Source organism: Romboutsia sp. (assembly GCF_051659545.1).
Lineage (GTDB): Bacteria > Bacillota > Clostridia > Peptostreptococcales > Peptostreptococcaceae > JBOFOR01.
On sequence record NZ_JBOFOR010000222.1, the window covers coordinates 1 to 12,464 of the forward strand.

12 protein-coding genes are annotated in these 12,464 nt (G+C 26.7%); 2 read left to right on the plus strand and 10 right to left on the minus strand.

Annotated elements, in window-relative coordinates; all coding sequences use genetic code 11:
- From ACRC03_RS12240 to ACRC03_RS12275, 8 genes are all read right to left on the minus strand, one after another.
- The coding region (locus ACRC03_RS12240; protein ID WP_438652853.1) for a response regulator at window positions 1–221 on the minus strand (221 nt) is incomplete at its 3' end.
- Between the two features lie 208 nt (window positions 222–429).
- Window positions 430–1,812 (minus strand): hypothetical protein, encoded by a 1,383-nt coding sequence (locus tag ACRC03_RS12245; RefSeq protein WP_438652854.1) that lies wholly within the window; start codon window positions 1,810–1,812, stop codon window positions 430–432.
- On the minus strand, window positions 1,802–2,332 hold the full coding sequence (locus ACRC03_RS12250; protein WP_438652855.1) for a sigma-70 family RNA polymerase sigma factor: 531 nt from the start codon (window positions 2,330–2,332) through the stop codon (window positions 1,802–1,804). Before ACRC03_RS12250 ends, ACRC03_RS12245 begins: the two co-directional genes overlap by 11 nt.
- A gap of 232 nt (window positions 2,333–2,564) precedes the next feature.
- Window positions 2,565–3,836, minus strand: coding sequence for a lactate racemase domain-containing protein (locus tag ACRC03_RS12255; protein ID WP_438652856.1), 1,272 nt, complete (start codon window positions 3,834–3,836; stop codon window positions 2,565–2,567).
- A gap of 66 nt (window positions 3,837–3,902) precedes the next feature.
- Entirely contained in the window at window positions 3,903–4,268 is a 366-nt protein-coding gene (locus ACRC03_RS12260; protein ID WP_438652857.1) for a DUF1667 domain-containing protein, read from the minus strand.
- On the minus strand, window positions 4,265–5,500 hold the full coding sequence (locus ACRC03_RS12265) for an NAD(P)/FAD-dependent oxidoreductase (protein ID WP_438652858.1): 1,236 nt from the start codon (window positions 5,498–5,500) through the stop codon (window positions 4,265–4,267). Before ACRC03_RS12265 ends, ACRC03_RS12260 begins: the two co-directional genes overlap by 4 nt.
- On the minus strand, window positions 5,500–6,957 hold the full coding sequence (locus tag ACRC03_RS12270) for an NAD(P)/FAD-dependent oxidoreductase (RefSeq protein WP_438652859.1): 1,458 nt from the start codon (window positions 6,955–6,957) through the stop codon (window positions 5,500–5,502). The genes ACRC03_RS12265 and ACRC03_RS12270 overlap by 1 nt, the downstream gene beginning before the upstream one ends.
- 165 nt (window positions 6,958–7,122) lie before the next feature.
- Window positions 7,123–9,177: a tetratricopeptide repeat-containing diguanylate cyclase gene (locus ACRC03_RS12275; protein ID WP_438652860.1), complete on the minus strand. Its 2,055-nt coding sequence runs from the start codon at window positions 9,175–9,177 to the stop codon at window positions 7,123–7,125.
- 315 nt (window positions 9,178–9,492) lie between these two features.
- Between ACRC03_RS12275 and ACRC03_RS12280 the strand changes: the two genes are divergently transcribed.
- Window positions 9,493–10,431: an AEC family transporter gene (locus tag ACRC03_RS12280; protein ID WP_438652861.1), complete on the plus strand. Its 939-nt coding sequence runs from the start codon at window positions 9,493–9,495 to the stop codon at window positions 10,429–10,431.
- 30 nt (window positions 10,432–10,461) lie between these two features.
- Here the strand turns inward: ACRC03_RS12280 and ACRC03_RS12285 are convergent, their stop codons facing one another.
- Window positions 10,462–11,307, minus strand: a complete 846-nt coding sequence (locus ACRC03_RS12285) for a DegV family protein (protein ID WP_438652862.1) — start codon at window positions 11,305–11,307, stop codon at window positions 10,462–10,464.
- Between the two features lie 327 nt (window positions 11,308–11,634).
- On the opposite strand from ACRC03_RS12285, the gene ACRC03_RS12290 reads away from it, so the two are divergent.
- A complete protein-coding gene (locus tag ACRC03_RS12290; RefSeq protein WP_438652863.1) occupies window positions 11,635–11,985 on the plus strand; it encodes a hypothetical protein in 351 nt (116 codons plus the stop codon).
- 153 nt (window positions 11,986–12,138) lie between these two features.
- Here ACRC03_RS12290 and ACRC03_RS12295 read toward each other — a convergent pair whose 3' ends face one another.
- Window positions 12,139–12,297, minus strand: a complete 159-nt coding sequence (locus ACRC03_RS12295) for a hypothetical protein (protein ID WP_438652864.1) — start codon at window positions 12,295–12,297, stop codon at window positions 12,139–12,141.
- Window positions 12,298–12,464: the final 167 nt, after the last annotated feature.

Genomic DNA, 12,464 nt, shown 5'->3' on the forward strand with positions numbered 1-12,464 from the left:
GGTATGTTTTTTTCTTCTCTAATTTTTATTGTTGCTTTTATTCCATCTAGCTTAGGCATCATTATATCCATAAGTATAAGGTGTATGTTTTCATTATTGAGTACCTCTATTGCTTGTAGTCCATCGTATGCTTTGTATATTTTGTATCCTTCACTTTTTAAATATATTTCAATAGACTCAACTATTTCTTTATCATCATCCACTATTAATATGTTGTACATTTTTTAACTCCATCCCCTTTCTATGTATTATTTTATTATACAATAGATTCACTCCTTTATATATTTTGCGCCTATTTAACTTTGCTATAAATATATAATAAGGTATAAATCTTAAGATTTTCTTAAGGTATTTCTTAAGATTTTCTTACAAATGCACAAAAAAGCTATCTCTTGGATTATTTTAACCTTTTTGAGATAGCTTTTACACTTATTTTATATTAAGTTGCCAATTACCTTCTACACTATAGTACTGCGGTTGTATTCTAAATTCTATAGTATTCTTCTTTGAGTCTCTTGGCTTTACTATAACTTTATCCATTATAGATTTTTCGTTTAACTCTACAACATAATTTGAAAAATCTTCATTTTTACTCAATATTTCTTTATTTGGATTTAATTCTATAGAACTTATCTTTATTTTATTATTTGTATTTTGAGGAAAATCAACATTTATAGAATATTCGTTATTTCCTATTTTTTCTATATCTTTTATAGTTACAGTAGTATTCTTTGTCATATTATTATAATTTTCACCACATAATTCTACTGTTTTTTCAATTTTTTCCACACCTTTTTCTGGAAGATTAATTTTTATTTTTTTACTATTCTCAATATTTCCACTAATACTTATAGTTACTTTAGGAACTATTATAGTATATGGTTTCACTAAACTAGTTGTATCAAATTCAAAATGGTTAAACTTATCTCCATATTGTATTTGTTTTCCTTTTACAACTTTTCCATTACTATCTTTTAACTTTATTCCTGTTTCATATTCATTAATTGGATATTCTTCACCATAGTACATAACATTGGCTCCATTACCTTCTATAACAGAGCTTAACTTTAAGTCTAATATATTATTTTTTTCTTCTATTCTTCCTATTATAGCAATATCTTCTTTTATTTCATTTAATCCTAATTGACTACAATCTAATTCACCTTGTAGCTTTTTTAGATTAACATCAAAAGTTATATCTTCATTATCACTTGTAGTAATTGTATACTCTATTGTTTCTCCTTCTTTGTAATTAAATTTAGTTTTAGATTTAAAATCGTGTCCTAATATCCAATTTGTGCTATCTCCGCCTAGATAATTTGAATTTGAGTTTTTCTCTTCTCCACTTATAGTAAGTTTACCTTCTTCTTTAGGTACTGTACCCTCTCCTTCTATGCTTGCATATATAAGATTATTTTTAGTATCTAGTACTAAACTTTGAAGAGTTATATGACTATTATTCTTATTATGTTTTGTTATTGGTTCATTTAACACATATAAATCATCTTCATTTTGTATGAATGGCTCTTGTCCTGATGAATAATTATAAGATCTATCTAATATTACTACTACTACAAAAGTAACCATAAATGCCATAACTGTAACTGCCATAACATTTTTCCATATATTTTTATAATTTATTTTACGTTTATAGTTTTCAAATAACGTTCTTTGTGCTTTCTCAGTCAGTATTCTTATTTCTTCATTATCTAAATTAGGTATATCTTCTTTGAAAAATATTTCTTCTTCTAAAGTTAACAGATCGTCTTCTTTTATTTCATTTATTAACTTCTTAAGTTCTTTATTTTCCATCTACTATTACCTCTTTTTCTATTATATTTTTTAACTTTAGTCTACATCTGCACAGTGTATTTTGTACTGTGCTTATGCTTTCTCCATATTTTTCTGCTATTGTCTCTATGTCATAGTTCATAATATAGTTTAAGTAAAAATACGTTTTATCTGGATTTTTAAAACTTTTTATAATATTGACAACTTCTTTTGATCTTTCAGAATTATTCTTTTCTTCCTCTATTACAGCCTCTTGTTTTTCATCTTTATGCTCTAGCCTGGATTTATACTCCATAGCTGTCTTCTTTGATTTTTTTAAAATAAAAGTTTTAAAACTTATTTTTTCTCTATCAATTTCATAAATATCATTCCAAATATTTGAAAATGTATTTTTCATGCATTCTTCTATATTTTCTTGGCTACCATTATCCCCTATTACAGTTGATATTATATAATATATATTTTTAGCATAACTATTTATCAATAGGTTTAATCCCATATTATCCCTATCTTTTATTTTCCTTATAATCTTATTATCCATGTATAACCTCGCCCCATTTTTATATTAAATATTTTACCATAAAAATTATCATAAATTTAATATTGTTTTGTATATTTAAATTATAATTGAAAATATTAAAAATAGGTAAAATAAAATAAAATATATATAAAAAGTCTTCATTTTTATAATTTAATATAAAGGAAACTTTCTATATATATTTTATTTTATTCAAAATTTCATTTAATTTTTTATTTACAGTAGTTGCAACATCTTATATAGTATAATTTCCATATCTATCAAACTTAATTTCAAAATATTCTCCAATTATTTCAACTTTTTCTTTTTTCATAATATTTTTTATTGCAGCGCAAGACATATAAACCTCTTCTAAATTTTTAGTATTATCTATAATAACTAATTTTATGTCTTCAATATTTCTTTTTCCACAAATTTTTACACAGGCTTTAAATACATATTTGTCATTATCAAGTACTACTGGTAGTTTTACACTATTAGGCTCTGTAGAGGTTATTGCATTTAAATATGTAGCTTCTAAATCTAATTTGTTGTAAAATTTCTTAGATATAAAATCTGCAAGTCCCATACCATTTCCGTTTCCATCAGATTTGTAACTTAAATTTAAAAGTCCTAATTTTATAGTATTTGGACCTCCACTCGCTGCATTTGTATGAAATCGACCTATTATATTAGTATCCATACCAGTTCCGCTTATGTTTTTTCCTATTTCTTTCACTATCAAAACATCAATATTATCTAAATAAATTTGTGGCATTAGCTTTATTGACTTTTGCAGAATCTTAGGTTCTTCTTTTAAAATTTCTTCTTTATGTAGAACAAAAATTTCTGCAACTTCATCATACCCATTTTCTATAGTTGCAATTCCACAAATTATATTTAATTTTTCTATTCCAACTTTACCAACTGCAACTATGTTTTTAGCCATATTTTCATACCTTAAAGAATGTGTCATATCGGCTCCTTTTCTTTTAGCCAATCCTATAGCCAGCATTTTTACTAATCCGCTTTCATACTCACCTCTAAAAGATGTATGCATTTTTATTCTATTTAATAATATTATTCCATCTGCTTCATATGCGTTTTTGTCTATATATACTGGAATCTCTTTTTCTGTTTTTCCGATTTCTACGACTTCCATAGAAGATAATATAGGAGCCCCTACACTTTTTTCTGTTATGCCTAGCTTTTCTAGCATTTTTTCTTGTCCTTTTGCAGCTCCTCCTCCATGGCTTCCCATAGATGGAACTATAAATGGGTGACCTCCATTTTCTTTTACAAAGTCTACTACTATTTTCATTAATTCTTTGTAATTACTTATTTCTCTGCTACCACCAGTAATAGCAATTTTTAAATCTTTTTTAATTTTATCTTTTACGTTTTTTTGAATTAATAATTTATGTAAGGTACCTTCTACATCTTCTAGCTTAGTTTTATCAAAACTTTGCTTGACCTTCGTAACTTTAGGTATTTGGATTTCATCTAGTATTTCATTAATGGCAGACATACACTCCTCCTTTTTTTAAAATAACTATCTCAAAATATAAATATTTTATTTCGAGATAGCTATTTTTTAATAAACTTTATCTATATTTTTTGTAGCTATAACATCTACTTCTAAATTAAGCAAATTTACTTTTACTACATCCCCAATTTTTACTGGTGCTTCTACTTCTAGTTTTTTAATTTCTTTCATTGCCTCAAAAATTTTTTCTTTGGGAATACTTTTATTTAGTCTAACACTAACTAACTGTAAATCTCCATTTTTAACTTTTACAGATGTTGCTATATTTCTTTGAGGATTTGTTAACTCTTGTTCTACGTATTCTTTACCTTTTTTACAAAGAGCACCATCTAAACTCTTTATTGTTTTACCATCTAATTCTACCTCTATTTCACATCCATTAGGACATATAATACAAGTGTATTCTTTTATCATCTCACTACCACCTTTAAATCACTCATAGACTGTATATCTTCTTTATTTATTTTAATTTGTATCATTTCTGCTGGTATTGCCTTTTTCATTGTAATTGATTTTATTATATTATCATCTTGTAATAATTCTATAACACAATTTTTATAGGGCTTTTTAACTCTTAAGGATAAGTTAAAGTCTTTTTCTCCACTTATTTTTTGTGGTATAGTATGGCTTATGTTCTTATCAGTATTTATTTTTATTTTACATTCCTTTAATTTATTTCCTTTTATATATTGAGACGCTTCTATTGCTAATCTTTCACCTTCTATTGAAACAAAATCTACTAAATCATGTACTTGAAGTACATTCCCTGCTACAAATATACCTTCTACACTAGTTTGATAATTTTCATCAACTATAGCTCCTTTTGTTCTCTCATCTAACTCTACACCTGCTTTTAAAGATAGTTCATTTTCTGGGATCAATCCTACTGATAATATTAAAGTATCACATTCATAATATTTTTCAGTACCCTTTATTATTTGCATATTTTTATCAACCTGGCTTACTGTTATTCCCTCTAGCCTTGATTTGCCTTTTATATTGGTTACGGTATGACCTAAGTATAGAGGTATGTTATAATCATTTAAACACTGTTCTATATTTCTAGGTAATCCACTGGCATAAGGAAGTATTTCAAAAACTGCTTCTACCTTTGCACCTTCTAGGGTCATACGTCTTGCCATTATTAATCCTATATCTCCTGAGCCTAATATCACTACTTTTTTTCCAATCGTAATATTATGTAAGTTTATATAAGATTGAGCTACTCCTGCTGTATATACTCCTGATGGTCTTGTTCCCGGTATGCTTATTGCCCCTCTAGTTCTTTCTCTACAGCCCATAGTCAAAATTACAGCCTTAGCTTCATACTCTTTAAGTCCATCTTTAGATACAGATATTACTTTTTTATCTTTTGTTACATCTATTACAGTTGTATTTGTTATATATTCTATATTCTTCAAATTTACTTCATCTATAAATCTTTGAGCATATTCTGGTCCACTTAAGGTTTCTTTAAATCTAGTAAGACCAAATCCATCATGTATACATTGTCTAAGTATTCCACCTAGTTTTTTTTCTCTTTCAAGTATTATTATGTCATTTATACCACATTTATATAGTTTTACCGCTGCTGCAAGACCTGCTGGTCCTCCCCCTACTATTACTACATCTTTTTTAATAATCATTATACTCTCACCTTCCCTACAAACATATTAGAGTCTTTTCTAGAGTATAAAATATCTTCTTCTTTTTTACCTTTTTCTTCTTTTATAAGTTGTGCTATTCTAGTTTGACAATATCCACCTTGACATCTACCCATCATTGCTCTAGTTCTGTATTTTATGCCTGTTACAGTATCCACTCCTAGAGGATTATTTATAGCTTGTAAAATTTCTGCCTTAGTTATAGTTTCACATCTACAAATAATTTCACCATAATTAAAATTTTCTTCTATTAGTTTTCTTTTTATTTCTAAGCATTGTTCACTAAAATTTATTATTCCTTTTCTTTTTCCATTGAAATTAATATTTGCTTCTACCTTTTCTTTTTCTTTGATTAATTCTACTACGTATTTTGCAATAGGAACTGCACTTGTAAGCCCTGGCGATTCTATTCCAACTAAGTTTATGCTATTTGGTATATCTTCTCTTGTTTCTATAATAAAATCTGCATATCCACCTTTCTCTTTGCTAACTAATTTAGGTCTGATTCCTGAAAAGTTTCTTATGAAATGTTCTCTTTTAATATGTGGAAATATTCTTCCTCCATCTTCAATTAATAAGTCCATAGTTTCTTTAGTTACAGAATAATCGTCTTTTTCTTCAACATACTCGCTACTTGGTCCTATAAATACATTTCCATCTACAGATGGTGTAAGATGTATTCCTAGCCCACCTGCCTTTGGATTTGGAACAGGATAAGCTGGCATTTCTAAATATTTGCCAACTTTTTGATCTAGTATAAAATATTCACCTCTACAAGGGTAAATTGTGTACTCATCTATGCCTAGCATTTTTGCAATTTTGTCACTATTAAGGCCCGCACTATTTATTATCCACCTCGATTTATATACACTTTTTCTTGTTTCAATTTGATAAATATCATCTACTCTTTTTATTCCAATTACTTCATTATCTAAATAAAAATGCACCCCATTTTCCTTTGCATTTTCTGCCATTGCGATTGTGTATATAAAAGGATTTAGTATTCCTGTTGTTGGAGAGTACATTGCAAAGTTTCCATCAACATAAGGAGCAAGCTCTTTTATTTTATTTTGGTCAATAATTTCTAAGCCTTCTATTCCATTAGACTCTCCTTGTTGTTTCATTTGCATTAATTTTTCTTTATCTTCCTCTGTAAACCCTACTACTAGCTTTCCAGTTCTTTTAAAAGGAATATTTAATTCTTTCGCTAGTGTATCAAAATTTTTATTCCCATCTACACAAAATTTTGCCATTAATGAGCCTGGTTTATTATTAAAACCTGCGTGTAGTACTCCTGAGTTTCTTCCACTAGTTTCACAGCATACGTCTAATTCTTTTTCTAATACCCCTACTTTTAGTTTGAATCTAGACATTTCTCTGGCAATAGCACTGCCTACAACTCCAGATCCGATTATTATTACATCATATATAGATTTCATTTACTCGCCCCCATTTAATTAAAAAATAACTAGCATAATTTCTAATGTCCGTATTTACTTTAGAATACTTACATTTGTATATAATCTTATACAATATTTATGCTATTAAGCTAAGATAAAAGTACATTTTTAACCATAATAAAAGACCTAAAATATAGGCCTTTATTACTCTAAATATACATATTTATTTCTTCCTTTTTGTTTAGCTTCATACAAAGCATCATCTGATTTTTCAATATAAGATTTATAGTATTTGTTTGAACCAACCTTAGCTGTAGTTATTCCTGCACTTAAAGATACTCTGTCACTAATATCAGAATATTCATGTCTTATATTAAGTTCATATATATTTTTAATTAATTTTTCTATTAAACTTATCGCTTGTACTCTGCCTGTATTTAGCATAATTAAAGTAAATTCTTCTCCTCCATATCTAGCTAAAAAATCTGATTCTCTGCATGAATTTTCAATACATTTAGCTACTTTTTCTAACACTATATCTCCTTGAACGTGTCCATAATTATCATTATATTTTTTAAAGTAATCTATATCTATCATAACAAAGGAGATTGGCATTTCTGTTTTTTGATAGGTACTCCAATTATTTTTTAAATATTCTTCTAATGCTCTTCTATTTGGTATTTTAGTTATACAATCAGTTTCACTTAAATCTTTGAACATTTTATTTAATCTATTTGTTTCTTTGTTTTTCTTATAAATAAGACTGCTAATCAACCCCACTATCATAATAATTAATATTAATATTAATGATATTAGTTTCATTCTAGTTTTTCCTAGCTCTAATTTAGATATTTTTTCTAAATTCTCTTTAGTTTCAAATTTTTCTATAAGATATTGTGTATATTGCTTTTCTTGGTTATGTTTTGCTTGTTTTTTTAGTTCATTACTTTTTTCTAAGTATTCCATTGCATTTTCATAATCACCAAGAGCTTTGTATTCCAAGTAAATCCTTTCATTATATAAATCTTTGTAATAAAATAAATTTCTTTCGTTAGATAGTATTTGTGCTTTTTTATGATATTCTAAAGTCTTTGTATATTCACCAAGTTTATAATAGGCATCTCCATATTCTTCTAACAGTTTAATATCAAAATCATAGTAATTAAAATCACTAGAATTTTTATACCTTTTTGATGCTAAATCTAATAAACTTAGTGCTTTCAATGGATTATTTAAATTTGTTTCTAGATCTGCTCTATTAACATACATATATGTCGTGGCATCTTGTTTTAAACTACCTTCCTTTTGTTTCTTTACATTCGTTTCTAACCTTTTTAAACATTTCTCTGCATTTTCATACTCTTCAATTTTAATATATGCTTCTGATAAGTTCAGTAATATATAAGATTTAACTTCAGCATCTTTATAAGAATTATCTAAGTTATATTCTAATGATTTGTTTAAATATTTTATTGCTTCAGTATAGTTTTGTGTAAATAAATAATCAACTCCTATTTCTGAAGATATATCTACTACTTTATTTCTTAATTTTTTCTTATTTGCTATTTCTAAAGCTTCTAATTTACAATTAATTGACTGTATCTCTTTTTCTTCATACCAATAAAACATTCCTAAGTTTAAATATACATCTTCTATCTCATTATAATTTATATTTTTTGCTAATTTTAAAGTTTCTTCCATTATTTTTACAGACTCATCTTTCCTTCCTGGAATATCATATAAGTCGCTACTTCTCCATGTGTTTAACCTAACTATTTCTTCTTTGGTATATTCTTTTTCACAGATTTCTATAGAATTTTGAAATGCATCTTCTGATTTTTTATATTCTTTTTGTCGTATGTACACTCTACTTAACTCGTAGTATACTCTCGCTTTCATTTCAGAATTTGTGTTATTTTTAAAATAACTAATTGATTTATTAAACTTTTCAGTAGCCTCAGAGTATTTATTATTTATAAAATCTATATAACCTAAAATAAAATTACACTTTGATAAAATGGCACTATCTTTAGTCTCTCTTAATACACTAATTACTATCGTATTTGTTTTTTCTATTTTATCTTGTGTAAAATCCTCTAACTCATAAGACATAGTTTCTGCTAATATATTTTCTATTTCAATACTTGATACTTGCGAACCAACTTCAAGCTTACTTGTTTTTTGTAAAATATAAAAATTTCCAAACATTAAAGTCATCACAATTATTATTAATGCAATTAATTTTGTATTTTTTTTCATATTCCTCTCTCCAATATAACTTAACTTTTTATTTTATATATACAACATTATCTTTCATAGAATATTTACTATATATTATAATTTATATTTTTTTATTTTTTTGTAGAAAATTGTTTTTCTGTCGTTATATATTTTTATTTTTGTAATATGTTTTTGTTTTTATAATATATTTCACTTAATTTAGCTGTTTTTTGTATAATAATATTTCTATTTAAAGCTTTCGTTGTTTTTAGTTAATTGTTTTTATATACTTATTCTTAGTTAATATTTTTTAATTATTTACTTAAACTTTAGAAATGTGGTGACTTAATATTTATGCAAAATCTAATTTTATCTTTTAATGTAGTCCTTCCTCTATTCATTATAATGTCTCTAGGATATTTTATTAAAAAACTTAAAATGTTTAATGAAACTACTTTGGCAACAATGAATTCTATTACATTTAAAGTATTTTTACCTACATTATTATTTTATAATGTTTATAATACAGATTTTAAAACTTTATTTAATCCTCAATTAATTATTTTTACGTCTATTAGTGTACTAACTATATTTGGATTCCTATGTATACTTATTCCCTTTATAGAAAAAGACAATAAAAAGCGAGGAGTAATTATCCAAGCTATATTTAGAAGTAATTTTGTGATTTTTGGAATACCTGTTGCTACATCCTTATTTGGTGAAAATGCAACTGGTGTTGCCTCTATGCTAATTGCTGTAATAGTTCCTCTATTTAACATACTGTCGGTAATAATTCTTGAAGTATACCGCGGCGGTAAAATAGATACTAAGAAAATTTTTAAAGGAGTTATCTCAAATCCGCTTATTATAGCTGCTGCTTTTGGATTAATCCTTATTTATTTAGATATTAAACTTCCAAGTCCAATTGAGAAATCAGTTAGTGATATTTCTAAAATAGCTACGCCTCTAGCTTTAATATTATTAGGTGGATCTTTCAAATTATCCCAATTTAAGAAATATGGAAGAGAAATTTTTATAGGTGTTATAGGTAGGCTAGTTATAGTACCTAGTGTAGTTATCCCATTAGCTATTTACTATGGCTTTAGAGATATAGAACTTACTTGTCTTTTGTCTGTATTTGCTTCTCCTACTGCAGTAGCTTCGTTTACTATGGCTCAGCAAATGGATGGAGATAGTGATTTAGCTGGACAAATTGTAGTATTCACTTCTGGACTTTGTGTCCTTTCAGTATTTTTATGGATATTTATTTTAAAAGAATTGACGCTAATATGATTTCTTAAAATGTAAAAAGCTAGGTTTAACCTAGCTTTTTACACATCCTATTCCTAAAACATTTGGTCCTGAGTGGCACGCTACACAAGAACCTATTTGGAATGTATATACATTTTCAGGTTTTAATTCTTCTTTAACTCTTTCAACGAACTTATCTTTTGCTTCTATATCATCTCCGAAACCAACATATACATCTTTGTCTGAGAAATCATCTCCAACTTCTTCTTTTAAAGATTCTATTAATTTAGGAATTATTTTTTTACTTCCTCTTACTTGATTTTTTTGTTTAACTAATCCGTCTTCTATTTTTAATATAGGCTTTATACTAAGTAAAGTTCCTAAAGCAGCTTTTGTTCCAGAGATTCTTCCTCCTTTAAAAAGGTAATCTAAAGAATCTACTGAAAAGTAAACCTCTACTTTCTCTCTGTACTCTTCTAATTTCATTATAATTTCATTTATATCTTTACCTTCTTTAACCATTTCGCCTGCTTTTTCAATTAACATTCCTCCACCTATACTTAAGCTATAAGTGTCAAATATATGAATATCTCCTTCAATATCATTTTTAGCAAGCATTGCAGATTGATAAATCCCAGATGCTGCTGATGAACCAGCCATATACAATACTGTTTTACCTTCTTTTATATGTTTTTCAAAAACTTCTTTATAAGTTATATAAGTTATTTGTGAAGTAGATGGCATGCTTTCAGAGCTTCTTAGTAATTTATAAAAATCATCTCCATCTATATCTACTCCTGCTTTATACTCTTTTCCTTCAAAAATCATTGTTACAGGTAATACCTCTATATTATATTTCTCAATTGCTTCTTTTAAAACATCATTCATTGAATCACAAATTATTTTAATGTTGCTCATTTTTATAGACTCCCTTTTCTAGTTATACCATATCAAATAGTGTACTTCAAAAAATGAAAAAATTATTAAAAATATTATTATTTATATAATGTCCTTTACTAGATGATTTTAGGTACGCTTTTTAAGTATTTCTATTATAACATATATTTTCAGTTATTTTGTCGAAAAATAAATTCTCTACATACTTAATGATAGAGATTTTAATATTTTTCCTACGTAAAATATTAATTCATTTTACAAACTATATTTTTAAATATAAGTTCTAATTATTTTTATTTTGTTATATATTTAAGTAAATTCAAAAATATCTCTAGGAGGCATGTCTAATTGAGCAAAAAACCATACACCTATCCAACTAAGTTATTTAAAGTCTACGTTAATAATGGATTCTATTCTAATACTCAGAGTAGTTTTCAAAGTCCAGAAATCTTTTACACTTATACAGATTTAACTGCCTTAGAACTTTCCAACTATCTAATAGATAATAAATATATAATACTTTCAAATGAATGTCTAAAAAAACATACTCTAGTACCTACTCTTCAAATACTGTATATCGAAGAAATATCCCATATAAATACTGATGGAGAAAGAATTTATTTATTTGATGGGCAACGAGATTATAAGTTTAAATCCGACAGTACCCTTGCTTACAAACTTTTTACAACTGTTGAATAAACAATATTCTTTACTGATTTATTTTTTTCAAAGTAAATTACAAAAAGTAAACTAAGGCTACTTAATCTTAAAGCCTTAGCTTACTCTTTTGCAACATGCTTAATCATGTATTACATAAATTTTGTATTCTATCTCGCTTTGCAAAGTAGTCTTTTATTTTATATAATTAACCGTATTTTCTCTTCTTTGTGGAGCTTTTTGATTTTCATTTTGTTTATATCCAAATGCAACTGCATGTAATGGTTTATAATTTTCTGGTATTCCTAGTTTTTTAGAATATTCTTTTATCTTTTCTTTATCTCCCTTGAACAATTGTGATGAATATCTTTATTTTGTACTACTTTGACATTCTCGCCCATAGCTAAAGCTAGGGGATTCATTGAGATTAGCAAGTGATTAAATCGAAGTCTATTTCTAGTATCGAAGTATGACCTCACCATAGGGGCTATGTCATTAGCCCTTCCTAAATCAGACCATCT

What these genes read in the sequence shown, in the direction of transcription:
- ACRC03_RS12255 (WP_438652856.1), bottom strand. Translation starts at nt 3,836, where the DNA reads ATGTCTGCCATTAATGAAATACTAGATGAAATCCAAATACCTAAAGTT.
- ACRC03_RS12280 (WP_438652861.1), top strand. Translation starts at nt 9,493, where the DNA reads ATGCAAAATCTAATTTTATCTTTTAATGTAGTCCTTCCTCTATTCATT.
- ACRC03_RS12270 (WP_438652859.1), bottom strand. Translation starts at nt 6,957, where the DNA reads ATGAAATCTATATATGATGTAATAATAATCGGATCTGGAGTTGTAGGC.
- ACRC03_RS12260 (WP_438652857.1), bottom strand. Translation starts at nt 4,268, where the DNA reads ATGATAAAAGAATACACTTGTATTATATGTCCTAATGGATGTGAAATA.
- ACRC03_RS12285 (WP_438652862.1), bottom strand. Translation starts at nt 11,307, where the DNA reads ATGAGCAACATTAAAATAATTTGTGATTCAATGAATGATGTTTTAAAA.
- ACRC03_RS12265 (WP_438652858.1), bottom strand. Translation starts at nt 5,500, where the DNA reads ATGATTATTAAAAAAGATGTAGTAATAGTAGGGGGAGGACCAGCAGGT.
- ACRC03_RS12250 (WP_438652855.1), bottom strand. Translation starts at nt 2,332, where the DNA reads ATGGATAATAAGATTATAAGGAAAATAAAAGATAGGGATAATATGGGA.
- ACRC03_RS12245 (WP_438652854.1), bottom strand. Translation starts at nt 1,812, where the DNA reads ATGGAAAATAAAGAACTTAAGAAGTTAATAAATGAAATAAAAGAAGAC.
- ACRC03_RS12275 (WP_438652860.1), bottom strand. Translation starts at nt 9,177, where the DNA reads ATGAAAAAAAATACAAAATTAATTGCATTAATAATAATTGTGATGACT.